General features: G+C 59.0%; 24 protein-coding genes. 7 read left to right on the forward strand and 17 right to left on the reverse strand.

Annotation, left to right across the window (positions count from 1 at the left end; all coding sequences use genetic code 11):
• Positions 1 to 52: 52 nt before the first annotated feature.
• The 10 genes from ACA074_RS14225 to ACA074_RS14270 all read right to left on the reverse strand — a co-directional run bounded on the left by ACA074_RS14225 (position 53) and on the right by ACA074_RS14270 (position 9,546).
• Positions 53 to 1,645 carry a M28 family peptidase gene (locus tag ACA074_RS14225; RefSeq protein ID WP_497677175.1) on the reverse strand — a complete coding sequence of 531 codons (1,593 nt, stop codon included), beginning with the start codon at positions 1,643 to 1,645 and terminating at the stop codon, positions 53 to 55.
• Positions 1,627 to 2,460: an amidohydrolase family protein gene (locus tag ACA074_RS14230; RefSeq protein WP_497677176.1), complete on the reverse strand. Its 834-nt coding sequence runs from the start codon at positions 2,458 to 2,460 to the stop codon at positions 1,627 to 1,629. The genes ACA074_RS14225 and ACA074_RS14230 overlap by 19 nt, the downstream gene beginning before the upstream one ends.
• Before the next feature lie 33 nt (positions 2,461 to 2,493).
• Positions 2,494 to 3,282, reverse strand: coding sequence for an ABC transporter permease (locus ACA074_RS14235; protein ID WP_497613995.1), 789 nt, complete (start codon positions 3,280 to 3,282; stop codon positions 2,494 to 2,496).
• Positions 3,279 to 4,082, reverse strand: a complete 804-nt coding sequence (locus tag ACA074_RS14240) for an ABC transporter permease (RefSeq protein ID WP_497677177.1) — start codon at positions 4,080 to 4,082, stop codon at positions 3,279 to 3,281. The genes ACA074_RS14235 and ACA074_RS14240 overlap by 4 nt, the downstream gene beginning before the upstream one ends.
• Positions 4,082 to 5,068 carry an ABC transporter ATP-binding protein gene (locus tag ACA074_RS14245; RefSeq protein ID WP_497613999.1) on the reverse strand — a complete coding sequence of 329 codons (987 nt, stop codon included), beginning with the start codon at positions 5,066 to 5,068 and terminating at the stop codon, positions 4,082 to 4,084. Before ACA074_RS14245 ends, ACA074_RS14240 begins: the two co-directional genes overlap by 1 nt.
• Before the next feature lie 81 nt (positions 5,069 to 5,149).
• On the reverse strand, positions 5,150 to 5,968 hold the full coding sequence (locus tag ACA074_RS14250; protein WP_497677178.1) for a hypothetical protein: 819 nt from the start codon (positions 5,966 to 5,968) through the stop codon (positions 5,150 to 5,152).
• Positions 5,969 to 6,041: 73 nt separating this feature from the next.
• Positions 6,042 to 6,689 (reverse strand): class I SAM-dependent methyltransferase, encoded by a 648-nt coding sequence (locus ACA074_RS14255; protein ID WP_497614003.1) that lies wholly within the window; start codon positions 6,687 to 6,689, stop codon positions 6,042 to 6,044.
• Positions 6,690 to 6,725: 36 nt separating this feature from the next.
• Entirely contained in the window at positions 6,726 to 7,868 is a 1,143-nt protein-coding gene (locus ACA074_RS14260) for a PQQ-binding-like beta-propeller repeat protein (protein ID WP_497614004.1), read from the reverse strand.
• Complete coding sequence (locus ACA074_RS14265; protein ID WP_497614006.1) at positions 7,862 to 8,296, reverse strand: VOC family protein; 435 nt, start codon at positions 8,294 to 8,296, stop codon at positions 7,862 to 7,864. Before ACA074_RS14265 ends, ACA074_RS14260 begins: the two co-directional genes overlap by 7 nt.
• Entirely contained in the window at positions 8,293 to 9,546 is a 1,254-nt protein-coding gene (locus tag ACA074_RS14270; RefSeq protein ID WP_497677179.1) for a tetratricopeptide repeat protein, read from the reverse strand. The genes ACA074_RS14265 and ACA074_RS14270 overlap by 4 nt, the downstream gene beginning before the upstream one ends.
• Before the next feature lie 769 nt (positions 9,547 to 10,315).
• On the opposite strand from ACA074_RS14270, the gene ACA074_RS14275 reads away from it, so the two are divergent.
• Positions 10,316 to 12,289, forward strand: a complete 1,974-nt coding sequence (locus ACA074_RS14275) for a GTP-binding protein (RefSeq protein ID WP_497677180.1) — start codon at positions 10,316 to 10,318, stop codon at positions 12,287 to 12,289.
• On the opposite strand, the gene ACA074_RS14280 is transcribed toward ACA074_RS14275, so the two are convergent.
• The 6 genes from ACA074_RS14280 to ACA074_RS14305 all read right to left on the reverse strand — a co-directional run bounded on the left by ACA074_RS14280 (position 12,290) and on the right by ACA074_RS14305 (position 18,685).
• Positions 12,290 to 13,267 (reverse strand): aldo/keto reductase, encoded by a 978-nt coding sequence (locus ACA074_RS14280; RefSeq protein WP_497614012.1) that lies wholly within the window; start codon positions 13,265 to 13,267, stop codon positions 12,290 to 12,292.
• A 72-nt stretch (positions 13,268 to 13,339) separates the two neighbouring features.
• Positions 13,340 to 14,686, reverse strand: a complete 1,347-nt coding sequence (locus ACA074_RS14285; protein ID WP_497677181.1) for a glutamine synthetase family protein — start codon at positions 14,684 to 14,686, stop codon at positions 13,340 to 13,342.
• Between the two features lie 22 nt (positions 14,687 to 14,708).
• A complete protein-coding gene (locus tag ACA074_RS14290) occupies positions 14,709 to 15,266 on the reverse strand; it encodes a helix-turn-helix domain-containing protein (protein WP_401264083.1) in 558 nt (185 codons plus the stop codon).
• 15 nt (positions 15,267 to 15,281) lie between these two features.
• Complete coding sequence (locus ACA074_RS14295; protein ID WP_497677182.1) at positions 15,282 to 16,571, reverse strand: NAD(P)/FAD-dependent oxidoreductase; 1,290 nt, start codon at positions 16,569 to 16,571, stop codon at positions 15,282 to 15,284.
• Between the two features lie 75 nt (positions 16,572 to 16,646).
• Positions 16,647 to 17,981 (reverse strand): ATP-binding protein, encoded by a 1,335-nt coding sequence (locus ACA074_RS14300; RefSeq protein ID WP_497677183.1) that lies wholly within the window; start codon positions 17,979 to 17,981, stop codon positions 16,647 to 16,649.
• A complete protein-coding gene (locus tag ACA074_RS14305) occupies positions 17,978 to 18,685 on the reverse strand; it encodes a response regulator (RefSeq protein ID WP_497677184.1) in 708 nt (235 codons plus the stop codon). Before ACA074_RS14305 ends, ACA074_RS14300 begins: the two co-directional genes overlap by 4 nt.
• A gap of 164 nt (positions 18,686 to 18,849) precedes the next feature.
• On the opposite strand from ACA074_RS14305, the gene ACA074_RS14310 reads away from it, so the two are divergent.
• From ACA074_RS14310 to proP, 5 genes are all read left to right on the forward strand, one after another.
• Positions 18,850 to 19,164: a hypothetical protein gene (locus ACA074_RS14310; RefSeq protein WP_187679835.1), complete on the forward strand. Its 315-nt coding sequence runs from the start codon at positions 18,850 to 18,852 to the stop codon at positions 19,162 to 19,164.
• On the forward strand, positions 19,164 to 19,823 hold the full coding sequence (locus ACA074_RS14315; protein ID WP_497614024.1) for a DUF3313 domain-containing protein: 660 nt from the start codon (positions 19,164 to 19,166) through the stop codon (positions 19,821 to 19,823). The genes ACA074_RS14310 and ACA074_RS14315 overlap by 1 nt, the downstream gene beginning before the upstream one ends.
• A 63-nt stretch (positions 19,824 to 19,886) precedes the next feature.
• Positions 19,887 to 20,447, forward strand: coding sequence for a hypothetical protein (locus ACA074_RS14320; RefSeq protein WP_489880446.1), 561 nt, complete (start codon positions 19,887 to 19,889; stop codon positions 20,445 to 20,447).
• Between the two features lie 423 nt (positions 20,448 to 20,870).
• Entirely contained in the window at positions 20,871 to 21,230 is a 360-nt protein-coding gene (locus ACA074_RS14325; protein WP_187679832.1) for a DUF6124 family protein, read from the forward strand.
• A gap of 328 nt (positions 21,231 to 21,558) precedes the next feature.
• Positions 21,559 to 23,064 (forward strand): glycine betaine/L-proline transporter ProP, encoded by a 1,506-nt coding sequence (gene proP / locus ACA074_RS14330; protein ID WP_497677185.1) that lies wholly within the window; start codon positions 21,559 to 21,561, stop codon positions 23,062 to 23,064.
• On the opposite strand, the gene ACA074_RS14335 is transcribed toward proP, so the two are convergent.
• Positions 23,054 to 23,659 carry a nucleotidyltransferase domain-containing protein gene (locus tag ACA074_RS14335; RefSeq protein WP_489880445.1) on the reverse strand — a complete coding sequence of 202 codons (606 nt, stop codon included), beginning with the start codon at positions 23,657 to 23,659 and terminating at the stop codon, positions 23,054 to 23,056. The two genes, proP and ACA074_RS14335, sit on opposite strands and share 11 nt — an antisense overlap.
• 397 nt (positions 23,660 to 24,056) lie before the next feature.
• Between ACA074_RS14335 and ACA074_RS14340 the strand changes: the two genes are divergently transcribed.
• Entirely contained in the window at positions 24,057 to 25,760 is a 1,704-nt protein-coding gene (locus ACA074_RS14340; protein ID WP_497677186.1) for an amidase, read from the forward strand.
• Positions 25,761 to 25,924: the final 164 nt, after the last annotated feature.

A 25,924-nucleotide genomic window follows, 5' to 3' on the forward strand; every position in this document is an offset into this window, starting at 1 on the left:
CTTGCTGACCCGATAATCCCGACCAAATATCCACCGGCGTGACCGTCAGTGTCTAACGCAAACGCAGCACCGGGCGCATTGACGAATCGCCAAGCAGATGCAGCGTTTCGTGAAGAACGTCAACGTCGGCGATGAGGCTGGCGAAGTCCCAATACCGGTTAAAAGTATCGGACGTGCGGTGATAGGTGTTCGTGTCGTAGAAATCATGCCGCCTCATGCCTTCCTCGACACCGCCCTTCAACAGATCGCTGCCGGTACTCACCTGGACAGAAGGGATGTTGATCTTGGCGAAGCTCGCCTGATCGGAGCGGTAGAAATAACCTGCCGAAGGTTCATCGTCGAGGCTGATGCGCCGATCGAGAGTTTTCGCTGCGCGAACGAATGCATCGGGCAGGTCGGACTGATCACCGTCCACCAGAAACAAATCACGGGTCCGGCCTATCGGTACGAAACCATCGACATTGAGCACCGCCACCACATCCAGTCCCGTCTCGCGAATCAACTGCGCGACCCGGGCCGAGCCATGCATGCCCACCTCTTCTGCCGAGGTCCAGGCAAAGAGCACTGTGCGCCGTAACGCCGTTCTGCCGGCCAGACGCCTGGCCAGTTCCAGCAACACCGATACGCCGACAGCGTTATCCACGGCGCCGGGATAGTAGCCTCGCGGTTGCGTGCCATCGGGTGTCTTGCCGAGATGATCCAGGTGCGCGCAGAACAGCACACACTGCCTGGGAAAAAGCCTGCCCTTCTTCATGGCCAACACATTCCGGCAATGCCTGACGACGACGTCAAATTCCAGCCGCAGTTGCAGGTGGGCGTCGAGCCCGCACGGGCGCCCCGTCATCGGCATTGGTGCTGCGATAAACGCGTCGAGATCGACACCCGCCGGGGTCAGCAATTGCCGTGCGAAGCGTTCGCTGCAGAATCCTTCGAACGCCAGACGGCTGCGCAACGCTCCCGGAAGAAAACGAAAAGGACGGCGCATTTCGTCCTGTACCAGGTGAAATGCGCTGCCGAACAACGCGTCGGTGTGGACGATGATCACACCCGCCGCGCCCTGACGGGCCGCCTCCTCGTATTTGTATTCCCACCGGCCGTAGTAACTCATGCGCTCGCCCTGGAAACGCTTGCCTCCCGGACTGTTGCGCCCCGGGTCGTTGGGTAACACCACGACCACTTTGCCCGCGACATCAAGGCCGGCGTAATCGTCCCAGTCGTACTGCGCCGCGACAATGCCGTAACCCGCAAAGACCAACGGCGCGTGCTCGAGCGAAACGCTGGTTTGCTGTGAGCGAATCAGCAATTCATCGTCGCTGTGCAGAGCCTGACGGGCGTCGCCCTGAACGATTCTCCGGTAGCGCTCGGTCCCGGATCGCGCCGTGGCGCAACCGAGCGGTACGGACTGAAAAAGGCCGCGACGGCCCTGCCAGGGTGTCAGTCCCAAAGCCCGCGCTTTTCGCGCGATCCACAGCGATGCCCGCCATCCACCGGGCTCCCCGGCCCCGCGCCCGGCAAAACGGGCTCCGGACAAGACCTGACAACTCTCGGCGAGGGCTGCGGCATAGGCCTTGTTTTTGAGGTAACCGCGAAAGGCTGGAGTGCGCCCGTTTTTTTGCTTGGGCTTTTTCAGGGGCGAACGTCGCATGCTGGCGCCCCTTCCCTCGGCAACCGTTTGAACAACTGCGCGGCATTGTCAAAGAACACTTGCCGGTGAAACTGCTCGTCTACTGCACTGGCGCACGCGGCCAGGTAACCCGGGTAATCGACGGAGGGCCAGCCCGATCCGAAGATCAACCGCTCCGGTTTGCCGGTGTAATCCAGCATCCAACGGATCGGGTCGATCATCAGCCTGGCCTGCGTGGCCTGCGATACCTCACTCAGCGGGCCCTCGATGATCGAACTGAGATCGAGCCAGACATTAGGGTTTTTCGCGGACAGCACGGCGGCATCGGTGAACCAGGGATTGCCGCTGTGAACCAAGAGAAAGTTCACCTGCGCGTGGTCCACGATGACCTCGTCCAGACTCAGGGGGTGGGCGTACTTGAGTTTGGATCGATGCCAACCCGTGTCGCCACTGTGGAAAAGCACAGGGACATCGAATTCCTGCGCCAAGGCATACAACGGCATGAGCTTGGGGTCATCGGCGTACACATGCATAAACCCCAGATTGATTTTGATTGCCCCATAGATACCGCTCGCCAATCCCTGAGCCAAGGACTCGGAAGACCATTCTGGCCGGGCGATGACCGCACATCTGCCGATGCCCAGCGCCTGCAACTGCCCGGCATCGCAACCGGGTTTATGCGAATCCGTGACGGCTGCGCGAATGTTGAAGCGTGCCTGCAGCGCCTTGAAGGCTTGCAGGCTTGCAGGCTGCCCGAACTCGGTGTGCACATGAGCGTCGAAAATTGGCCCGGAATAAATACTCATCGAAACCTTCCCTGTGTAGACGAAAGTCATTGCCGCGCATCCTGCTGAACGGCATTTGCAGCACTAGCTGCTGGCACTGCTGTAGGAGCGCAGGGCAAATAGCCAGAACACCCGCGACAAGCACACAAAGGCGAATGCAAAAAGCAGCGCGCCGATGACCTCTTGCCACCCGACCATGCCCATCGCCGCCGCCACCGGGACATTGGACACGAAGTACACCGGGACCAGGAACGTCAGGACCATGCGGATTGTTTGCGGAAACGCCGTGACCGGAAACCGCGCAATTTCCATGAGCGTGTAGCTGATGATCCAGACATCACCGATCTTCACAAACCAGATCGACAAGGTGCAGGTAATCAGAAACAACGAGTAAAAGATCGCCACCCCTGCCGCCATCAGCCCGAGGAACGCCGCGAGATTGCCCACCCCCAGCGCGCCTTCGGCGTGCATGGCGTACACGACCACGGCAATCCCGATCAAAACCCGAGGCAGTTCCCAGAGGCTGATCTTCGAGCATGACACCAGGAACTGACTATCCACCGGACGCACCAGCAGGTAGTCCAGATCACCGGTGCGCACCTGCTCCGACAGAGCGTGCAGGCTTGGAAACAGCCAGACCTCAAGCAAGCCTTCAAGCACCAGGGCCACGCCGAACAGCGCGAGGACCTGGTGCAGATTCCAGCCACCCAGGCTGCCCACTTCACTGAACATGGCATCCAGGAAGTACAGCGCCAGGAGCATCCCGACCACGGTGTTCAGCGCATTGGTGACGGCATTGATCCGAAACTCCAACTCCGCGAGCATCGAATGGCGGATCAGGGCCAGCAGCACTTTCAACGGTCTTGAATTCATATGCCGGCTCCGGAAAAACGCTTCAATCCCTGACGCCACAGCCCACGGCGCAGTCCGACCAGCACCAGTACCCAGAAAAGCTGCACCGCGAAACCTTGCAGCAGATCGCTGCCGGCGGCCTTGCCGATCAGCAACTTGACCGGAAAATCCAGCGATGCGGAGAACGGCAGCAGCGCCACCAGATGACGGGTGGCTTCAGGGAACAGGTCAACAGGAATCAGCATGCCGCCGAGCACCGTGTACATCGACCAGACCATTGCATCCAGCGCCAGGGAATTGGCCATCCAGAACGCAAGCAGACCGACGCAGTAATAGATATGAAAAATAATGATCCAGGCCAGCACCAGCGAAACCAGGAAGAACGGCAATCGCCAGGCGATGGTCGCCAGGTCGATGGCAAACAGAGAGGCGCCAATACAGAACAAAGTAATGACGATCGGTGCGCGCACCACCATCTGGCCCAAATGTTCCGCCACATGAAACCAGAAAGGTGCGACCGGCTTGAGGAGGCGACCGGACAAGGTGCCCTGACGAATTTCGTCGTTAAGGACGAAGATGACCCACACCGCCGTCAACTGCCTGACCAGATAAATGCCCAGGAAATAGGCGACAAAATCGCCAGGGGTGTAGCCACCGATGACCTTGTCCCGTGACAGCTCCCACCAGATCATCATCATGAACAATGGCGCGACACCGCTGATCAACCAGACAAACAACTGCGCCCGGTAGACCACTGTCACCAGCACGCTTGTGCGAATCAGGCGCCCGGCGATGCCGGGCCAGGAAGCCAGGGCGACCATCACGCGTGCTCCCTTGGCAGCAACAGGCGCGGAAAAGCCTGCTCCAGGGACGGCGTCTGGATGGAGATGTCCGTCACCGGGAAGTTTGCCAACAGTTGTGCCACGGTATCGGCGAACTGTTCTTCGGGCACCAGCAGCTCGGCACTTTCGCTGTCCAGGCTGACCAGGCTGCCATAGACGCTCAGGTCGTCGCCGCCGACCTCAGAGGAAAAGCGCAGGCTGACTCGCCGCTCGTTGACATGGGCCTTCACCAGCGCCTGGCGTCCCCCATCGAACACCACCCGCCCTTGATCCAACACAATGACGCGATTGCACAGTGCTTCGATGTCCGCCATGTAATGGGAGGTCAGAATGATCGTTGCACCGAATTCTCTGTTGTACTCAAGGAGGAACCTGCGAATGGCGACCTGCATTTCCAGGTCGAGGCCGATGGTCGGCTCGTCGAGAAAGAGGATGCTCGGACGATGCAGCAGAGACAGGATCAGCTCGCATTTCATCCGCTCGCCCAGCGAGAGTTTCCTGACTGGACGGCGGATGATGTCACCGGCCGACAGCAACTGGCACAACTCATCGATACGGCGCCGGCATTCGACGGGCGCGATATCGTACAGGGCACCATGCAGATGGAAGGATTCCAGCGCCGGGAGATCCCACGTCAGTTGCTGTTTTTGTCCCATGACCAGGGCAATCGACTTGAGGAACTCCGGACGGCGCCTGAACGGGTCATGCCCCAATACCGAGAGGTGTCCGCCGCTGGGCCGCACGATACCCGAGAGCATCTTCAGGGTGGTGGTCTTGCCCGCACCATTGCCACCGAGAAACCCGACCACCTCGCCCGGGTCTATCGAAAAGGAAACATCCGTAACCGCCGGCACGTACGTCTTCTCGCGACGAAAGTAACGAAGCAGACTACGCGACTGGCCGTCACGGGCCCGGTAAACCTCGTACACCTTGCTGATACCAGACAGCTCGATTGCTTTTGACATACCTATCCTTGAAATCCCGCATCCTTCACTTCAGTCAACACGCCAGAATGTTGCTATGGCGATCCCTGTATGTTGGCGTATTCAACCACGGCGAGCCAGCAGCCGGGCCTGATGTTCTTGCGCGGACACACCGTCATCAATCACCAGACAAACCGAAGGCAGGTGGCTGGATTGAGCCAGCAGACCCAGGCCGAGCACTTCCTTCAGTATGAAACCGGCCGCCAGAAGCATCGACTTCGTCCGATAGACGTCAACCGTGATCATGTGGACCAGGCACGGCGTTGCCGTCAGGTTCAGCGGTTCCCGGCAGGGCAACCTCTGGCGATCAAGAAACGCCAGCCGCTGGTGGCCGATCATCAAACGCCCCTGCTCCGCCGCGATGCTGGCCCTGTCATCCAGGTTTGTGAAGTAGTGGTGTTGAGCCTGCTCGGGGCGGGCGCAGAGCACTGAGACCCCGCTGAGCGCAAACAAGCCGTTGTCCGAGACCTGCGTGGCGAGATCGACACCTACGCCACGCAGGTACTGAATGAGCGACACGCTGACAACGCCCGAGCCGAAAACGGGCAAGTTGGCAATCAACCAGGCCGGCGCTGTCTCACCCGCCGGGGCTTTGGCCGACAGTGCCAGCGCTGCACGCTGCGACGGCTGGAGACTGTCGACATGCGCCGTCAGATCCGTTGAACACAGCCAGATCGAACAGCCCTGATCGCCGGCCGCAGCGTTGCCAGTGCAGAACTCCAGATACCCCCCACTCAGTCGGAAAAACGCACTGACCCGGCCATCGTCGTGGCGCACCTGTCGCGTGTGCGCCATGAAGCCTGCACGGGTGAACTGGCCGATGACATCATCGAACAGGGCCTGCGGCAACGGGTAGACGATGTGGTCCAGATGGGATATCACCGCTGCCCTCCCCGGCAACCGCCACCCTCGACCATCGCACCTGTTGCCCGCCATGGCGGGCGCTTGCAGGCAGTCACGAACGAGCGCGTGTCGAGGCCTTTGTGCCTCGGGTGCAGAGCGTCAAGCCATGCTCGTGCACGCCACCACTCTTGACCGCCTGGCTGACGGCTTGCAGGCCAGCAGCCTTGAAGGCTTCGAGAAAACGGCCCTGCGACCAGCGTGTCAGATTCACCCCCAGCTCTTGAGCCCAGCCTTGCGATTCTTCGCTTTCCTCGTAGTAATCCACCATGACAATCAGCTCGCCACCGGGCGCCAGCAGGCCGGCGGCTTTTTCGATGGCTGCCGTGATGTCCTCGAAGTAATAGAACACCTCCATGGAAAAAATCAGATCAAAGCGCATGTCTGCTGGCGAATGCCAGTTCATGAAACTTTCGACATCGATGTCGACGTTGTTGCAGTCCTGGACCCGCGCAGCGCACATGCGTGCCATTTCCTGACTGAGTTCCACGGCGCGGCAGTATCCTGCGGCAAACTTCGATCGGGCCATGTATTCCAGGGCGTATCCGTTGCCGGGTCCGATTTCCAGGTATCGACCTGTAGAGGGTTCAAGGGCGGACAATACAGGCTCGACGCGTGCCCAGTGCTCTCGGGCCATGTCCACCGCGCCATCCTCGATGGCCCATTCGTCGAAGAGCGTTTCGACTTCCAATTCGTGACTCATCCAACACTCCTGTTTACTGCCGGGGTTCGATCCACGCTAGCGGACCCATTGATAAAAATGTACCGCGTTGCGGTGTGAGCCAATCACCAGGTGTCCGTCGTCCGTGAGCAACGGCGAGGAATGGAATCCGGTGCTGTGCTCCAGTTGCCACAAGGTTTGTCCTGTATGTTGCGCCAGGCAGTGCAGACGCTCGTCTGTGCCGACGAACAAAGCGTCACCGCTTGGAAGCACGGTGAAAGGTGTGTATCGGAATTCGCACGCCAGATTGACCCGCCACACCATTTTCAGTTTGTGCAGATCAATGCCGTACACGTAGCCGTCATTGCTGCCGACATACGCCACGCCTGCGGGCGACAGGCTCGGACATGACACCACGAAACCATCGGTATGGAACTGTTCCAGCACGGTGCCGCTGGCAGCATCAAACACAATGATCTTGCCATCGACTTCTGTGCCGATGATCCCGCGCCCCGAAACATGATCGATGGCCGCTGTACCTTCGAACCGGCTCGTTTCGGTGATTCGCCAGCGCTCTTCACCTGTCGGACTGAAGCACATCAGCACATTGTCCGTGCCGACGATGACATTACCGTCGCCATCCAGTGCCGGCGAACTGTAGAGGTCATCCTCGACCTGATCGTCGAACGATTGTTTCCACAGCAGCGTGCCCGAAGCATGGTCGACGGCGTACAGGGTATGGTCGTAGCTGCCGGCGTAAACAATGTTTCTGCCAGCATCGATGGTCGGGCTGGCGTGAAACGGCCCCTGGGCTTGAAACGCCCAAAGGCATTCGCCATCACGGGTTATCCGACGCAGTAAATGGTCCTCGCATCCGACCACGAAACTGCCGTCGTCCGACACCGCAGGAGAGCTGTACACCGGTCCCTGGGTTGCAAACTGCCACAGGCGTTCGCCGTCAGTCAGGCGCACGCACTGCAAGCTGTTGTCCCAACAGCCGAATAGAATCCGGTCATCACCGATCCTGCCTGGAATGCTCCATACCCGCTCATCGCAGGAGACCGTGCGCTGGTAAGTCGGGCGCGCTTGCCAGTCTTTCGACGACGTTTCGCGCCACGGTCTGAAATTGCGCAAGGCCTGGTTGTTTTTGTACCAGGTATTTTGCAAATGCTGCGCGTAAGCCGCGCCGGGTACGTTGCTCTCCACAGTGTCGTTCAACATTGCGCCTGCCTGGCGTGCTCTATACCGCCACCGTACTTCTCGGATATTTCGACCTTGTAACCGTTCGGATCGATAAAATAAACGGAGCGTGAAGAATGGTATTGAACTTCATAGTCGGGCAACAACTTCACACCGTGGTCGCGGAGTTGTGTCAACACTCGATCAAAGTCTTCCACCAAAATACCAAAGTGAGTAATTTCCAGTCCATCATTCTTTACACCGCGACCTTCCGGGTATTCGTGCATGCATAAATACAGCGTCTGATGGGTGCCGATCGTCATCCAGCGGGTAAAGGCGCGAATACCAACTTCCTTGACTTCGAAACCGAACACTCGCGCATAAAATTCGCGACTTTCTTCAAGGTCAGCGACATCAAGTTGAATATGATCGACGGCTGTTATCTTGATCGTGTCGAGTGCTGTATTCATTGCGCTAATCCTCGATATTCGTCGGGCAACAGACCCTCGGCATTCCATCGTTCGATACAGGATTTGAAGAATGGCAACTGTTCCGGAACATGTTGACTGGCCACCCCAAAACCGGCGACGCCTGCGGATATATTCGTAGTGTCCAGCGACAAGGTATTCTTGAATGCGTCCAGTGCCAGATCGAAGTTGCCGATTTGTTGATGACAGGCACCGATCATGTATTGCGAATAAGTCAGCCGCGGGAAGCCGATATCGTAGGCTTGCTGATAACGTTGCAACGCACGTTGCCACTGCCGATCCTTGACTTCGATCTCGGCGGCTTCGTGGTAGGAGATGCTCCAGTGAGGATCGTAGGCAATCAGTTCGTCAGCCACGCCTCGGGCGCTCTCGATGTCGCGGGCAACATAGAGCATTTCCTTGAGTTTCGATTCGTAGACGGTCTTGCGTGCTTCCCTTGCCGGGATACTTGCGCCTCTTTCCCCGCCGATGACCGCATCGGCATACTCTTCGGCCAGCAGCATGTATTGCCGCGTTGACGCTACGTCGCCGTGGGCGGCCGGGACCATGGCCAGGCCGCGGTAGAACGATGAAAGGGACACCAGATCAACGGGCGCGTCACTCGAGGCTAGCTGCCGGGCGGCCGTCTCGCCGGCGCCGATGAACCATTTGTTCAATTCATCGTCGATGGAATCACCTTTGAGTTTCCAGACGATCGCCTGGGAGCACACATCCAGAACCCTGGACGGCGGCATCCGATGGGCTTGCAGCAATGCCTTGAGCGCAGTGAAGTCCTCCTGATGGGAGTTCGTCATCTCCAGGCGGTTCTGAATCGCAAACCGGGTCAGATGAAACGTTACCCGCTGATCGGGAAACAGTGCGTCATAGGGTATCTGCGTCAGCACCTGATTGGCGTAACGGTACCTGCAACTGGCGGCGAGGCATTGGGCAAGGCTCAGTTTCTGTACCGGAGGCGCCCACTCCAGGCGGTCCGCCAACCACTTCACTTTGGCCACCGGGCCGTCCATCGGGTACGAGAAAAATTCGAGTTCGTCGACGCCGATGGCATGACGCTGGGCTACTTCAAACAGCGTCGAGGGTTCAAGCAGTTGAGGGACCCGATAAGGCACCTCATCGAAATTCTGTTCCGCCAGCCCCGCACACACGGAGCGTGACCAGTTCGTCTGATGGGCGCCCGAATCATCGTAAAAAAACATGGCGCGCGAGAACGCATCGTCCAATTTGCTGTGCATATCACTTTCCCTAATGACATGTAGAAACGGCGCTGTCGAGATTAAATACGGCCGAAGCAGTGCTTCGGCCGTACCTCACAAGACACCGGTATCTTGTGTACAGCGGACAATCAGAGGATGAACAGTGCCGAAAGGATTCGGTTCTGTACGCTATTGAACTTAATCATGTTGAAGCTCCTTTTTAAGAGTGAGCATGGAGTATCCATGCGATTCCGTTACTTTATTTACAGCCGGATTTTTCAATACGGTCGAAATAAAGGTTTTTGCTTCTCAGAGGATGAACAGCGCCGACAGCATCCGATTTTGCACGCTTTGATATTTGATCATTTCACTGTCTCCATGTGATTTAAAGTTCGCTGCAAATTGCAGCGCCGTAAGATTTAGCTGTCGTCCGCAGGTACGTCAAGAAAGTTTGTTTGAAACAGTTTTCACGGCAAAACGAACTTTCTAGTTAGTTCCGTCAGGGTTTTCGACGTGTATCAATGATTTAAATGAAAAAACTACAGCGCCATGCCTGTACTGACTTTTCGCTGTATTCAAACAGTGACATGCCGTCTCGCTTCGTAGTTTCAGTACCTTCGTCGCCGCAAAGCACCACAGAAACAAATTGAAACACTCCGCGGTCGATTGACGCACTTACAAACCTCAACTAGTTTAAACATCCTTGCACCGTGGTACCTGGATGTGTCCGCAGTGGCAGCGTGTATTGGAATGGAATTCGACCGGCCGACACCCACCTCGTCAGCCGTGTGATCAGGAGCGATCAACCATGAAATCCCTGAATCTGGGCATCCTTGCGCACGTCGATGCCGGCAAGACCAGCCTTACCGAACGGATACTGTTCGATGCCGGTGCCAGACTCCGTCTGGGCAGCGTCGATTCCGGCAATACTTACACCGACAACCTGCTGCTGGAACGTGAACGAGGCATCACGATCAGATCCGCAGTGGCTTCGTTCGAGGTCAACCACCTGTTGGTCAATTTGCTGGACACTCCTGGTCACCCGGATTTTATTGCCGAGGTGGAGCGAACACTCGCGCTGTTGGATATCGCCGTCATCGTGGTGTCGGCGGTCGAGGGAGTCCAGGCGCAGACCCGGGTACTGGTAAATGCGCTGCAGCGAATGGCAATACCTCATGTGTTCTTCGTGAACAAAATCGATCGCAAGGGTGCTGACTTCCAGCGGACCCTGGATGCGCTCGGCGGGCAACTCAAGAGTCGACCGTTGGCCTTGTGCACCGTGCGAGAGGCCGGCACTGCCCAAGTGACGGTCGACAGCTTTGATCCAGCATCAGCTCAAGCGACGTCGAAGTGGCTGGACGTGCTGTGCGAACACGATGAGGCGTTGCTCCACGACTATGTCACCGCTGCGCAAACGATCGACAGGACACGTCTAGAGCAAGTGTTGCGAGAGCAATTGGGCAAGGGGTTGGTCAATCCGGTGTTTGCCGGATCCGCCATTACCGGGGTCGGTGTCGCACAGATGATCGAGATGATCACGCGGTTGGCGCCGGTCAAGCTTCACGACGCCAATGCCCCAGTGCTGGCATCGGTATTCAAGATCGACAGGGGCTGGGGTGGGCACCGGCGCTTTCATGTCTGCGTGCAGGCAGGCACGTTACACCTGCGCCAATCCATTGATACGCCACAAGGCACTTCAAGAATCACCGCAATTGAGGTGTCTGCAAGCGGTGGGCTGCAACCTGCGACCCTCGCTCGCGCCGGTCAGATCGCGTGCATCACCGGGCTTGACGGCGTGCGTATCGGCGACCGGATCGGCGTTGGCAGAGCGCGCAACGAGGTGGTCCACACCTTCACGCCGCCGGCGATCGAAACCCATGTTTCACCCGCACTGCCCACGCAGACCAACGCACTCTGGGAAGCCCTGAGCATGCTCGCCGAACAGGACCCGTTGATCGATTTACGCAGAAACGCAACAGGGCAGATGTTCGTCTCCCTTTACGGCGAGGTGCAAAAGGAAATCATCCAGGCCACTTTGCAAGAGGAGTACGCCATCGAAGCGGTTTTCGAGGAGAGCTCGGCGATCTGCGTTGAAACGCTGCTATCGTCAGGCCAGGCATTGGAGTCGCTCGACGAACCCGGCAATCCGTTTCTGGCCACCGTCGGCATTCGTGTCAGCCCGGGGGTACCAGGATCGGGGGCCACGTTCATCCGTCAGGCACACGCCGGCCTGATGCCGACGAGTTTCTACAAAGCGATCGAGGAATCAGTTTTCGAGAGTCTCAAGGAAGGCAGGCATGGCTGGATGGTATACGACTGTGAAGTGACATTGACCACGGTCGACTATTCCTCGCCGTCCAGTACCTCCGCTGACTTTCGCCATCTCACCCCCTTGGTGCTGGCGGCGGCGATCGCGCAAGCCGGCACCGAAGTCTGCGAACCGCGCAGCCAATTCAGCATTGAAGTGCCGGCCGCGATGAGCAGCGCTGTCCATGGTTTGCTGGCCAAGGCCGGTGCCACGATCAATGGCACCACCCTGCACGCGGAAACGGCGCGCATCGAAGGCTCGATCGTCACCACACGCATCTACAAGTTGCAGCACCAGATACCCGATGTCACCAGCGGCCTGGGGTTCATGGAAAGCGAACTGGCCGCGTATACCCCGGTCGCGGGTACCGCCCCGCGGCGGGAGCGAACCTTGGCCAATCCCTACAACCGGCAGGATTACCTGAGGCAAGTCAGGCTTGGCTTGCGCACAGGGCGGCCGGCCAGCAGTGGCTGATCATGGCTGTTCAACCGGTGGTTCGCTGATCTCGTTGAGATGATTCACATCCGCCGGCGACAGGCACAGCTGCGGCGCTGCCATGATCTCGCGCAATTGTTCCTCGCTACTGGCGCCTACCACCGGCGCGACCACGGCAGGTCGCGCCAGTAGCCAGGCGAGCGCGACTTGCGTGCAGCTACTGTCGCAATCCCGGGCAATGCGGCGCAGTGACTCTAGGATCTGCCAGTTGCGTTCATTGAAATAGTCTCTCTGCACCCCGGGCGCGCGCGCCGTATCGGGCAATGTAGCCTGCCGGTGATAGCGGCCACAGAGAAAGCCCTTGGCCAGCGGGTTGTAGGGCAAAAGACCAATGCCCTCCTCCACGCACAATGGCTGCAGTTCTGATTCGATCCGACGCCGTTCGACAAGGTTGTAGCGCTCCTGGACACTCACATAACTGACAAGGCCGCTGCACTCGCTGATGGCCAGCGACTTCATCAGGCGCCAGGCCTTGAAGTTGGAGCATCCCGCATACCGCACCATGCCCCGTTGCACCAGATGCTCGAATGCACGCAGGGTCTCTTCGATCGGAACGTCATCGTAGTCATCATGGGCCTGATACAGATCAATGCAGTCGACTTGCAGGCGCGCCAGCGAACCTTCGACCGCTTTGACGATGTGCCGCCAGGACAGCCCTTCGTCATTCGGTCCGGGCCCCATCCGCCCGGAAACCTTTGTCGCCAGCAGCACCTCGTTGCGCTTGGACGTGTTTTTCAACCAGCGTCCGACGAATTCTTCCGAAGCCTTGCCGCCCACGCCGTCACCGAGTGCCGGATAGACATCAGCCGTGTCGATCAGGTTACCGCCCGACTCGATATAAACATCGAACAACCGGCGAGATGTCGGTTCATCCACCCACCAGTTGCACTGTGCGGTTCCCATCGCAATGGCGGAAACCTTGAGTCCCGAGCGACCCAGTCGTCTGTAGCTCATCATCTATATCGCCTTCCCTGTTGCGAAGCTTCCTTGATTTCGCGAGCAGTATAGTGGAGTCCGGCGGGGCTTGTTTTACAGGTACCACCGATACTCCCGCGCACTGATCTCCTGCATGAACGCCAGATGATCCTGGCGTTTATTCTCGCAATACACGTCGACAAACTCTGCGCCCAACCCCTCGCGCAACTGCGCCTGATGCTGCATCGCCCTCACCGCTTCAAACATCTCCGTTGGAAAACCAATCCCGCTGTTGCGATCATCATTGAGCGGCGGGATCGGTACTTTGCCGGATTCAAGTCCATGCTCAAGTCCCACTAGAATCGCCGCCAACACCAGATACGGATTGGCATCCGCGCCGGCCAGTCGGTACTCAATGCGCAGGTTCTTCTCGTCCGACTCGGGAATGCGCAAACACGCATCACGATCCTCAAAGCCCCAGCTTGCTTTGGTGGCGGTGTTCACCGTACCGCCCAATCGCCGCATCGCATTCTGATTCGGGGCGAAGATCGGCATGCTGTGCGGCAACAGTTCCAGACACCCCGCAACTGCATGGCGCAGTGGTTGCTGTTGATTCGCCGCCAAAAGATTATTGCCGGCCGCGTCATAAAGGCTGACATGCACATGCATGCCGCTGCCCGGATGCTGCAAGTACGGCTTGGCCATGAAACTGGCGCGATAGCCGTGTTTAAGCGCAACGCCTCGGGTGCTGCGGCAGAACAGAGCCGCCCAGTCCGCAGCGCGTAAGCCATCGTCGAGGTGGCCGAAATTGATTTCGAACTGGCCGGGGCCGAGTTCAGCGGTGATGACGGTGGCGTCGATGCCTTGGGCACGAGTGGCTTCAACCATGTCATCAAGCACCGGCGCGAAGCGTGACAGGCGCTCGATGTGCATGTTCGGTTGGTCATCGGCGTCTTCGGTCAGGTGGTCGCGGGGGAATTGCGGCAGGCCGTCGCGCAGTTTTTTGTCGAACAGGTAGAACTCCAGTTCAAACGCTACGACCGGGTGAATGCCTTTGCGTGCCAGTCGGTTCAGCACTTGTGCGAGAACTTCGCGGGGTTCGAATTCGATTGGTTTTTCCGTGCCGTCAGAGGTGATCAGCATCTGCCCCAGCGGCTGTGCTTCCCAGGTCACTGGTTTCAGCGTGCCCGGCACCAGTCGGCGCACCGCGTCCGGGTCGCCGTCGTTGAAGCAGTAATCGCCAATCTTGAACAAGCCGCCCTGCACGCCGAGCAATACACAGTTTTGCGGCAGTTTCAGCGCGCTGCCGGCGGCGACTTTTTCGAGCATGTCCACGGGATAGCGCTTGCCGTAGAAATGCCCGGGAATGTCCAGGGAAATCAGGTCGACATAACGCACCTCGGGGTAGCGTTGGCGAAACGCACGCACTTCAGCCAGCAAGTCTGCGCAGACAGCGTCCATCGTGTTCATCCTTTTATTGTTATCAGGTGTAGACCCACAGCACGCGGGTGAGCTGGTCGGTGAGGTTGCCGTAGCGGCAACGGGTGTGGCTGTCGAACTGGAAGCTGTCGCCGGCCTTTAACGTCGCCGGTTCTTGGTCATCGCCCAGCCACAGGGTCAATTCGCCTTCGAGCACGTAACCGCCCTGCTCCGAGCTGTCGCTCAGGTGCCGATCGCCGCTGCTGGCGCCGGGTTCAAGGTGACTTTCGAGCATGGAGAATGAGGCGCGGATCTGCGGCGACACCAGAATGTCGGTAATGCCGTTGGCGTAATACAGCGTGCGGCGCTCGTCCGGCCTGGTGACCCACGGCAACTCTTTGGCTTTAGGCAGGCTGTAGAAATAGGTGGTCGGCACGCCAAAGGTTTCGCTGATTGCCGTCAGGTCCGCCACCGTCGGCCGCGACAAGCCGCGCTCAACTTGCGAAAGGAAACCCACGGAGCGGCCGATCTTGTCTGCCAGTTCCTTCAGGGTCCACTTCTTGTGCTTGCGCAGGTCGTGGATCAGGATCGCCAGCGCGGCGATTTCTTCTTGCTTGTTCATGACAGGGATTCCAAATCAGATGCTGTCGCGCAATCGATACCAGGCCTTGCCAATGGCTTCCAGCGGCGCCGCGAGGTATTTGCCGCCGGGGAAACTGCCATTACTCAAGCCCTGATACAACGCCAATTCATCTGCGTTGCCGAGGATTGCGTCTGACACCGCGCGGGCGGCGGCCAGTGTCGGCAGCACGCCATGCCCCGAATAACCCTGCAGCCAATAACGATTGCCCTCGCCGCCAACATCCGGCGTGCGGTTCAGGGTCAGATCGATGTGCCCGCCCCAGGCGAACTGCACCTCGACACCTTTTAGCTGCGGGAACACTCGCTCGAGAAACGGCCTCGTGGCCGCCGCGATGTCCTTGGGCATGCCGCCCAAGTAAGTGCAGCCGCCGCCGAACAGCAAGCGGTTGTCCGGCGTACGACGGAAGTAATCGAGGACGAATTGGTTGTCAGTGACACAGACGTTGCTCGGCAACAGTGCGGTGGCTTGCTCCAGAGTGAGCGGCGCGGTGGCGACTTGATAGGTGCCGACCGGCAAGATGCAACTGGCGAGTTTGGGGTCGAGTTCATCGAGATAGGCATTGCAGGCGAGTACCAGTACATCGGCTTTAATCGAGCCGCGTTCAGTGTGCACCCGAAAACCTGCGCCCTCCTCCTGATAACTCAGCGCTTTGCTTTGTTCATGGATACACCCGCCGGCCCGCTCGATGGCAGCCGCGAGACCCAAGGCAAGTTTCAACGGGTTAAGGTGCGCGCCTTCCGGGTCATAGAGACCGGCCTGATAACGCTCGCTGGCCACCCATTGCGGCAGTTCTTCGCGTGGGATGAATTGCAATGCATCGTGGCCCCACTTATGGCTGGCCTCGTGTTGCCAATCGGTCAGCAGACTCACGCGACGCGGCATCACCGAGGTCCATAAATGCCCCGGCCGATGATCGCAGTCGAAGCCATGGCGCCCCGGTAATTCACGCAATTCCCGAGCCGCCCAACGCATGCCGTCCCACAGCCGCTTTGCCCGCTCATGCCCCAGCGCGGCCTCCAGCGGCGGCATGTCACACGACCAACCCAGAATCGCCTGCCCACCATTACGCCCCGAGGCTGCCCACGCCACTCGACTGGCCTCCAGCAGCGTCACGCGTTTGCCGGCTAGCGCCACGCGCAACGCGGTGTGCAGGCCACTGAAGCCGGCGCCGATGATCACCACGTCGGTGTCGTGCTGCCCTTCCAGCGCGGGTCGATGGCTAAGAATATCGGCGCAACTGTGGGCGTAGTAACTGTCGACATGGCGCTGGGATTGCTGAAACATTCACGGCCTCATGAAATTATTTATTTATAATTTCATGAAAATCTACATCGTTAATTTCATGCCGACAACCCCCGCCTAACGGATAAAGGGTAGTTCCACCCTTGCCACCAGCCCTGTCCCCTCGCGATTACTCAGCGTCAACTCGCCACCCTGCTCACGCACGATGGCCCGCGCCGCCGACAGTCCGAGGCCGACCCCGCCGGTGTCGCGGTTGCGTGAGGCTTCGAGGCGGAAAAACGGGTCGAACACTTGCTCCAGCGCCTCTTCAGGAATACCCGGCCCCTCATCGTTGACTTCGATGCGTATCGAGTAATCAGTGCGGCTCAAGGCGACGCGCGGGTTGTGTGCATACTTCACCGCGTTTTCCAGCAAGTTGACGATCACCCGCTTGATACCCAGCGGGCGGCCTTTGTACACCAGATGCGCGGGGCCGTTGAAGTCGACGCCGATGTGTTGGTCGCGGTAGTCGTCAACGATAGTTTGCAGCAGCTCGGACAGGTCGAACGCGGTAGTTTGCTCGCGGTGAGTGTCTTCGCGAAAAAACGCCAACGCGGCGTTGATCATCGATTGCATCTCTTCGATGTCGCGAATCAGTTTGCCCTGATGATCGAGGTCTTCCATGAACTCACTGCGCAGGCGCATGCGGGTCAGCGGCGCGCGCAGGTCGTGGGAAATGGATGCGAGCATGTGCGTGCGTTCGCCGATGTAGTGCTGGATCTGCGCCTGCATGGTGTTGAAGGCGATGATCGCCTGACGAATCTCGTCCGGGCCTTCAATCTTGATCGGCGGTGCGCGCAGGTCGCCGCCAAAGCGTCGGGCGGCGCTGGCGAAACGCTGCAGAGGTTTGGCCAGTTGGCGTGTGGCAAGCCAGGCCACCAGCACCGTGGCGATCAGGCCCAGGGCGATGATGATCGCGATGCGTGTGCCGATGTCCAGTCCCCAGGAGCGCTCTCGCGAAGAGAATAACAACCAGCTGGCATCCGGCAGTTGAATCAGCGCCGCATATCGGCCCTGCTGACTGCCGCTCGGCCAGTCAGCGGGGTTGAACACCCGAATCTGTCGATCATCGCCCAACAACTGATGCAACACCGATGTCTTGTCTGCCATGAGCGGCTTACCTCCCGGGGGCAAGCCGAGTTCGTCGCGTTGCGAACTCCACATCACCTCCTGTGTCAGGCCGTTTGCCGCTTGCGCCAGCTGCGTGCGCAACGGTGCCGGTGCGGCCTCGATCACCTTGACGGTAGCGGCAATCTGCTCCAGCAACCCGGTGCGTTCAATTGGCGGTCGAGCCCAGGTTCCCGCAACCTCCACGAACAGGAAATTGAGCGCCAGCGACGCAAGCATGGCCGCGACAATGGTCAGCGCGATCCGCCGACTCAGCGGGTCGCGGCGCAGGAATCGATGGATCATGACCGCGTGACCTTGGCGCTGAACATATAGCCGCCGTTGCGCACGGTTCTGATCAAGTCCGGCCGCTTGCAGTCCGGCTCAATCTTGCGCCGCAACCGGCTGACCTGCACGTCGATGCTGCGGTCGAAAGCGTCGTGACCCTGGCCGTGGGTCAAGTCGATCAGTTGCTCACGGGTAAGGATGCGCTGCGGATGATCAAGAAACACCACCAGCAAATCGAACTCGCCGCCGGACAACGGGATCATCACGTTTTCCGGGGAGCGCAATTCGCGGCAGGTGATATCCAGATGCCAACCGGCGAAGGCGATCACCGGCCTTGACGGTTCGAGCGGCGTCTTCTGTTCACCGGCACGCCGCTGCAAGGCGCGCACGCGGGCCAGTAATTCCTGAGGCGCGAACGGTTTGGTCAGGTAGTCGTCCGCGCCGAGTTCCAGACCGACAATGCGATCACTCAGCTCGGCCATCGCCGTCAGCATGATGATCGGAATGCCCATCTGCGCACGCACTTTCTGGCACAGGCTCAGCCCACCTTCACCGGGCATCATCACGTCAAGAATGATCGTGTCCGGGCGCTGCCGCGCGATTGCCGCCCACATCGCCTCGCCATCGGCGGCGACGTCGACTTCGTAGGCGTGCTGGACGAAGAACTTCTTCAGCAAGGAGAGAATTTCCACATCGTCGTCAACGAACAGCAGTCTGCTCACGGTCACAGGCTCCTCAGACCAGAAAAGAGCGCATCTAAAACCATTCCGACGCTCAGGTCATTTATTTCAATCGAGCAACATTCCTTCACCACGGACATCAACCGGACATCGTCCGGCAAAATCCCTGGGGCACCCTGCACGCATTCCAACTCAGGGGGCTTTTCATGAAGGTTTTACATAGCCGCTACACCGCCGACGGCCATAACGCCAAGTATCCGTTGATCCTCAGCCAACGCACCACGGCGCCCACGGAGGATACGCCGATCCTCTTTCAAGAGTTCTGCCTCGGGCTGGCCAGCGATCAGAGCCGCATCGTCCTGCGCCGCTATTTCGAACAGTACAGCCCGGCCAACGCGCAATGGGTCGAGTACGCCCATTCGATTCCGACCGCCGAGCTCATCCACTGGATCATGAGCCACGGCCAGTTGCACATCGAGTGTTCGCAAGACACCCCGCCAAAGCACAAGGAATCCCATTGATGAGAAGCCATTGCCTGATGACGGTGTTGTGTACGGCGTCCCTGAGTCTGTCGGCTTGCAGCAGCCAAAAGGTCGAACATACCGGGTTTCTGCACGACTACAGCGTATTGAAGGAGCACAAGTCGCCGTCGGGACAGGATGTAATGGTCTGGGTCAGCCCGGCATTGGCCAGGGCGCGTTACACCCAGGCCTATCTTGCACCAAGCCAGTTTTACCCCAGCGTAGAGCCGACCGCCCGGATTCCAATGAGCACGCTCTCCGGTGTGACTGACTATTACGATGCGGCCCTCAGGCACGAATTGGGCAAGGTGCTGCAACTGGTGTCAACACCCGGTCCGAATACGCTGATCGTCAGGCCGGCTATCACCCGGGTCAGTGCCAGCACCCAAGGCTTGCGGTTTTATGAATGGCTGCCGGTCACGCTGGTCGCGGCCGGGGTAAGCACCGCCGTCGGCATCCGCGATCAGGACAGTGAAATTTTCACGGAAGTGTCGTTCGAGGACGGCTCGACCGGGGAAGTCGTCGCAGAGGTCGTGCGCAAGGGCACCGGCATGCCGCTGGAGAACGACAAACAGGTGCTGACGGCCGATGACGTGAAGGTGGTGCTGGAGGGTTGGGCCAGCGATTTGGGGCAATCGTATTTGGCAATTGGGCGTTAGTGCGCCCGTTTTCTCGTCTACCGTGATGTGCAGCTATCTGCATAACACGGGCCACGACTGATGATGAGCAACTTCCCTATCGTTGCAACGGTTCTCTCGATGATTCTGGGGCTGTCCGTCACTCGGCTGCTGCTTGGCGCGTTGACGGTGTTTCGTATCCGCCGGGCGGCGGCGCCGGATTGGGTGGCGTTGGTCTGGGCCATTACGTTGTTCGCCACCCAACTGGACTTTTGGTGGGCGGTCAATTCACTGCCGCAGATCAAGTCGACGTTTTCGTTCGCGGAGTTTTTGTTACTGGTGGTATTGGCGCTGTCGTTGTTTGTCTCGTCGGCGCTGTTGCTGCCGAGCCGCAGTGAGGATGAGCAGAACGGCCTGCGGGTCTATTTCGAGCAGGATGGTCGCTACGCCCTGCTCTCGTTGTCGACTTATCTGTTGCTCGGGCTGATCGTCAATGTCTTCCTGTTTCAAGCCTCACCGATTGCGCTGTGGGGGGTGTTGGATGTGTTGATGATCATTCTTCCGCTCTGCGCCTTCGCGGCGAAATCACGCAAGACTTATACGACCATTACCCTGATTTACCTGCCGATCTGTGCGCTGGACATCGTCGTTTCTCTGACGAATTAGGCGTTGTTTCAGAAGACAGATCAAAAGATCGCAGCCTTCGGCAGCTCCTACACCGGCCTATGTAGGAGCTGCCGAAGGCTGCGATCTTTTGATCTAAACTGCCACGTTTAAAAGACACCTCCAGACACGTGTCCGAGGCTACAAAACCTTGCGTAATTGCCTACAGCTCCGCCAGAATCCGCCGGCTTGTGCGCCTTGGGGGTGGGGCCTATTGTTGAGCCGTCGCTGATTTCTCAGTGATCGGGTTTAGCAGCCCGGCAATTCTCAAGGCACGCAGGTTCCGCTATTACGTTATGGCGGCTTTGCGTGGGGCACTTCGGTGCGCCGGGATCCTTGAGCCTGGTCTGCTAACCCGCGTACAGCCGCCACCTCTTCGTTTAGCAGCGATAGCTGACGGCTCCATTTTTCTCAAGGAGCTTCACCATGATCAAACCAACACCTAACCCGCCCGAAACCGACCCCACTTCCCCCTACGAATCCCTCGATTCGAAAAAGCTCAACGAAGCCGCCGACCGCGCGCTCGATCACTACCTCTGCCCACCCGGTTCCACGCCGCCGCCACGTAAAACCCGCAGGATGTACGCCGTGACCGCGGACTTCAAAAACGAGGAGTTGCTAGCCGATGCCTGCGGAACTCTGGCTTCGGCAAGAACCATCGCCAATGACTTTGCCCATCTCGTACCCGCGTCGCAGCGCAGGACGCTGCAGGGCATTGCGCAACTGATCATGTTGGGAGAACTGGCGGTGAATCGGGTGCTGGATAATCTGGAGTTGCCGGGCTGACCTCGATGTGGTGAACAGGGGCTGAGCCTTTCGGTGTCAACTCCGGCCCCTTCACGAGCAGGCTCGCTCCCACCGTTGACCGCGCTCCAATGTGGGAGCGAGCCTGCTCGCGAAAGCGGTCTCACCGGCAACACATGTCTTCAGGCATAAAAAACCACCGCCCCGTTCAATCGGGACGGCGGGTTTTGTCGTTTTCGGCAGTTCCGGTAGGGAAAAAAGCAGTTAGCGGTGAATTATTTCGTGTCCGCATGTATCTGAGCCAAAGAGCACGCGCCATCAAAGAGCTGGCATCGAAGCGGCAAATGGATCAGCAACAGAGAAAACCCGGATGAAATCACGTAAAAACAGCGTTAAACCGATCGGCCTGAAAGACATCACCATCGTCGACGACGCGAAGATGCGCAAAGCCATCACGGCGGCGGCGCTCGGCAATGCCATGGAATGGTTCGACTTTGGGGTCTACGGCTTTGTTGCCTATGTCCTCGGCAAGGTGTTTTTCCCCGGTGCAGATCCCGGCACGCAAATGATCGCCGCATTGGCGACGTTCTCCGTGCCCTTCCTGATCCGGCCTTTGGGCGGACTGTTCTTCGGTGCATTGGGTGACAAATACGGGCGGCAGAAAGTCCTCGCCGCGACCATCGTCATCATGTCGCTGAGCACCTTCGCCATCGGCTTGATTCCGTCCTATGCCTCGATTGGCATCTGGGCGCCGATCCTGTTGTTGCTGGCGAAAATGGCCCAAGGCTTCTCGGTCGGCGGCGAATACACCGGCGCCTCGATCTTCGTCGCCGAATATGCACCGGATCGCAAACGCGGATTCCTTGGCAGTTGGCTGGATTTCGGCTCGATTGCCGGTTTCGTGCTGGGTGCCGGTGTCGTGGTGCTGATTTCCACGACGCTGGGCGAAGCCAAATTCGAGGAATGGGGCTGGCGTCTGCCGTTCTTCCTCGCCCTGCCGCTGGGCATGATCGGCCTGTATTTGCGTCACGCCCTCGAAGAAACCCCGGCTTTCCAGCAGCACGTGGAACAACTCGAACAAGGCGATCGCGAAGGTCTGGCCGGCGGCCCGAAAGTGTCGTTCAAGGAAGTCGCCACCAAACACTGGCGCAGCCTGATGACCTGCATTTGCGTGGTGGCCGTGACCAACGTCACCTACTACATGCTGCTCACCTACATGCCGAGTTATCTGTCGCACAACCTCCACTACAGCGAAAACCGTGGCGTGCTGATCATCATCGCGATCATGGTCGGTATGTTGTTTGTGCAGCCGCTGATTGGCTTTGTCAGCGACAAGATCGGCCGCAAGCCTTTCATCGTCGTCGGCAGTATCGGCCTGTTCATCCTGGCCATTCCGGCGTTCATGCTGATCAACAGCGGCAAGATCGGCCTGATTTTCGCCGGCCTGCTGATGCTGGCGGTGCTGCTGAACTTCTTCATCGGCGTGATGGCCTCGACCCTGCCGGCGATGTTCCCCACCCACATTCGCTACAGCGCGCTGGCGGCAGCTTTCAACGTTTCGGTACTGATCGCGGGTCTGACCCCGACCGTCGTGGCCTGGCTGGTGGAAAGCACCAACGACCTGTACATGCCGGCGTATTACCTGATGGTGATTGCCGTGGTCGGCCTGGTCACTGGCGTGACCATGAAAGAAACCGCGAACAAACCACTGCGCGGCGCGGCTCCGGCGGCTTCCGATCTTGAGGAAGCGAAGGAGCTGCTGCAGGAACATCACGACAACATCGAGCAGAAGATCGAAGACATCGACGCCGAGATCGCCGAGTTGGAGGCCAAGCGCAAGAATCTGGTGCAGCAGCATCCGCGGATTAACGAGTAAGACAATCGTTAATCCACGGGTGATCCGGGTGCAGTAGCGCCAGGTGTCGAGACAGCCATTGCCGGTCTTCGAAGGACAAGTTCGGCAATGCCTGGCTGAAGTCGATCTGATCTTTGGGTCGGGTGTATTTGGCCTTGAACAGCAAGATTGCCGCAGGTTTTAAATAAGGAATCCCTGCGGCACTCAGGCCAACCATTTCGGTACGTGGGTAGACAATCGAGGCATCTCTTTTATAGACCCAAGTGTCCGAAGTACCGGATTCAAGCATCACGTCCACTCGCCAGGCATTGGCCACGGTATCAAATCCCCAAACCTGAAAAACCTCCTCGCCGGGCATACGATCTGCCGGCAGAAATTCCAGAGTTCCGTCCCTGACGGTGTAGAACTGAAGAGCCTCCAACGCTTGCCTGAAGCGGGAAAAATCATCACGCAGGACGGTGAATTCCAGATCACCGTGAGCCCGGGTCTGGCGCCCCAACCACAAGTCAATCGCCCAGCCACCCACCACCGACCAAGGACGTGAGACCTGTTTCAGTCGCTGCGATAACTCATCGGGTGTCCACGCATTCCATGCTTCCTGATCCGGTATGGTCATGTGACCTGCTCCTTGGATGGTTTCAAATCTCAACGTTCGATTACTCGGCGCTACTCAAAATGCCGTGGCAGATTAAGGCCAAAACACTGCGCATGTGCCGGGCATGCGCCTCTCTGTCCCACGTCGCCTCAGGCGCCAAGCGAATAAACGCATATTGATTGAACAACGTCGCCGCCACGTCAATATCGACTGGTATGGTGTTTTGTAGCTTGAATGATGTGGTGCTCGCGAAGGGGCCGACCCACGAGAAAATCGGTGGCCGATCAATCCCACCGATTACTCCGCGCCCGGCTTGGTGTTAAATAGACGCCAGTCTTAACCTTGTCGCTTAAAGCCGTGCCACGAGAACCGCTATGACCATCTTTTCCAACGCTCAACTGCAAACGGCGGTGACCGCATGATCGAAGTCACCGAAGTTTCCATCGCCGACCTGCGCGCTGCGCTTGAATCCGGCCAGACCACCTCGGTTGAATTGGTGCAGGCCTACCTGGCCCGTATTGATGCCTACGATGGCGCCGACACCCCGACTGCGCTGAACGCTGTTGTGGTGCGCAATCCCGAAGCGCTGAACGAAGCGCAAGCCTCCGACGCCCGCCGCGCCAAAGGCGAAACGCTCAGCCCTCTCGATGGCATTCCTTATACCGCCAAGGACAGTTATCTGGTCAAGGGCCTGACCGCAGCGTCTGGCAGCCCGGCCTTCGTCGATCTGGTCGCCTATCGCGACGCCTTCACCATCGAGCGCCTGCGTGGTGCCGGGGCGATTTGCCTGGGCAAGACCAACATGCCGCCGATGGCCAATGGCGGGATGCAGCGCGGGGTTTATGGCCGCGCCGAGAGCCCGTATAACGCCGATTACCTCACGGCTCCATTCGCTTCCGGTTCGTCCAATGGCGCCGGCACTGCCACAGCCGCCAGTTTTGCTGCGTTTGGTCTGGCGGAAGAAACCTGGTCCAGCGGTCGCGGCCCTGCGTCGAACAATGGTTTGTGCGCCTACACGCCTTCGCGCGGAGTGATCTCGGTGCGCGGTAACTGGCCGTTGACCCCGACCATGGACGTCGTGGTGCCCTACGCCCGCACCATGGCCGACCTGCTGGAAGTGCTCGACATCGTTGTCGCCGAAGACCCGGACACCCGTGGTGATCTGTGGCGTCTGCAACCCTGGGTGCCGGTCCCCAGCGTCAGCTCCGTGCGCCCCGCCGCTTACGCCGAACTGGCTGCCGACGCCAAAGCGCTGGCCGGCAAGCGCTTCGCCGTGCCGCGCATGTTCATCAACGCCGACCCTGAGGCTGGCACCAGCGAAGCACCGGGTATCGGCGGCCCGACCGGCCAGCGCATCAACACCCGCGCTTCGGTAATCGACCTTTGGAAACAGGCGCGTCAGGCCCTCGAAGCCGCCGGCGCCGAAGTCATCGAAACCGACTTCCCGCTGGTCTCCAACTGTGAAGGCGACCGTCCCGGTGCGCCGACCGTGTTCACCCGTGGACTGGTCTCGAAAGAGTTCCTCCACCACGAACTTTGGGATCTGACCGCATGGGCGTTCGACGACTTCCTGCAAGCCAACGGTGATCCGAAACTCAATCGTCTGGTGGACGTCGACGGGCCGAAAATCTTCCCGCACGAACCGGGCACCCTGCCCAACCGTGAGGGCGATCTCGTTGCCGGCATGGACGAATACGTGCGCATGGCCGAGCGCGGCATCACGCCTTGGAATGAAATCTCCACCGTGCCCGATGGCCTGCGCGGTCTGGAGCAAACCCGTCGCATCGACCTCGAAGACTGGATGGACAAACTCGGCCTAGACGCCGTGCTGTTCCCGACCGTCGCCGACGTCGGCCCGGCAGATGCGGACGTCAACCCGGCATCGGCAGACATTGCCTGGAGCAATGGCATCTGGGTGGCCAACGGCAACCTCGCCATTCGCCACCTCGGCGTACCGACCGTCACCGTGCCGATGGGCGTGATGGCCGATATCGGCATGCCGGTCGGCCTGACTTTCGCCGGCCGGGCCTACGACGATTCGAGCCTGCTGCGCCTGGCAGCGGCGTTTGAATCGACGGGCAGCAAACGCATGATCCCGCCACGCACGCCACCGTTGTCATAACGCCGATATCTCTGTAGGAGCTGCGGCACGCTGCGATCTTTTGATTTTGATTTTAGAGATCAGGATCAAAAGATCGCAGCGTGCCGCAGCTCCTACAGGTTTTTGTGTGCTGTCATCATTGTGAGCACGCCCTGGATGCCTGCGTGCTTGTTCTCATAACAACT

The organism is Pseudomonas sp. LBUM1655, assembly GCF_059716085.1.

Coding starts and splice junctions, on each gene's coding strand:
- ACA074_RS14225 (WP_497677175.1), bottom strand. CDS start 1,645: ATGCGACGTTCGCCCCTGAAAAAGCCCAAGCAAAAAAACGGGCGCACT.
- ACA074_RS14230 (WP_497677176.1), bottom strand. CDS start 2,460: ATGACTTTCGTCTACACAGGGAAGGTTTCGATGAGTATTTATTCCGGG.
- ACA074_RS14235 (WP_497613995.1), bottom strand. CDS start 3,282: ATGAATTCAAGACCGTTGAAAGTGCTGCTGGCCCTGATCCGCCATTCG.
- ACA074_RS14240 (WP_497677177.1), bottom strand. CDS start 4,082: ATGGTCGCCCTGGCTTCCTGGCCCGGCATCGCCGGGCGCCTGATTCGC.
- ACA074_RS14245 (WP_497613999.1), bottom strand. CDS start 5,068: ATGTCAAAAGCAATCGAGCTGTCTGGTATCAGCAAGGTGTACGAGGTT.
- ACA074_RS14255 (WP_497614003.1), bottom strand. CDS start 6,689: ATGAGTCACGAATTGGAAGTCGAAACGCTCTTCGACGAATGGGCCATC.
- ACA074_RS14260 (WP_497614004.1), bottom strand. CDS start 7,868: ATGTTGAACGACACTGTGGAGAGCAACGTACCCGGCGCGGCTTACGCG.
- ACA074_RS14265 (WP_497614006.1), bottom strand. CDS start 8,296: ATGAATACAGCACTCGACACGATCAAGATAACAGCCGTCGATCATATT.
- ACA074_RS14270 (WP_497677179.1), bottom strand. CDS start 9,546: ATGCACAGCAAATTGGACGATGCGTTCTCGCGCGCCATGTTTTTTTAC.
- ACA074_RS14275 (WP_497677180.1), top strand. CDS start 10,316: ATGAAATCCCTGAATCTGGGCATCCTTGCGCACGTCGATGCCGGCAAG.
- ACA074_RS14280 (WP_497614012.1), bottom strand. CDS start 13,267: ATGATGAGCTACAGACGACTGGGTCGCTCGGGACTCAAGGTTTCCGCC.
- ACA074_RS14285 (WP_497677181.1), bottom strand. CDS start 14,686: ATGGACGCTGTCTGCGCAGACTTGCTGGCTGAAGTGCGTGCGTTTCGC.
- ACA074_RS14290 (WP_401264083.1), bottom strand. CDS start 15,266: ATGAACAAGCAAGAAGAAATCGCCGCGCTGGCGATCCTGATCCACGAC.
- ACA074_RS14295 (WP_497677182.1), bottom strand. CDS start 16,571: ATGTTTCAGCAATCCCAGCGCCATGTCGACAGTTACTACGCCCACAGT.
- ACA074_RS14300 (WP_497677183.1), bottom strand. CDS start 17,981: ATGATCCATCGATTCCTGCGCCGCGACCCGCTGAGTCGGCGGATCGCG.
- ACA074_RS14310 (WP_187679835.1), top strand. CDS start 18,850: ATGAAGGTTTTACATAGCCGCTACACCGCCGACGGCCATAACGCCAAG.
- ACA074_RS14315 (WP_497614024.1), top strand. CDS start 19,164: ATGAGAAGCCATTGCCTGATGACGGTGTTGTGTACGGCGTCCCTGAGT.
- ACA074_RS14320 (WP_489880446.1), top strand. CDS start 19,887: ATGAGCAACTTCCCTATCGTTGCAACGGTTCTCTCGATGATTCTGGGG.
- ACA074_RS14325 (WP_187679832.1), top strand. CDS start 20,871: ATGATCAAACCAACACCTAACCCGCCCGAAACCGACCCCACTTCCCCC.
- proP (WP_497677185.1), top strand. CDS start 21,559: ATGAAATCACGTAAAAACAGCGTTAAACCGATCGGCCTGAAAGACATC.
- ACA074_RS14335 (WP_489880445.1), bottom strand. CDS start 23,659: ATGACCATACCGGATCAGGAAGCATGGAATGCGTGGACACCCGATGAG.
- ACA074_RS14340 (WP_497677186.1), top strand. CDS start 24,057: ATGATCGAAGTCACCGAAGTTTCCATCGCCGACCTGCGCGCTGCGCTT.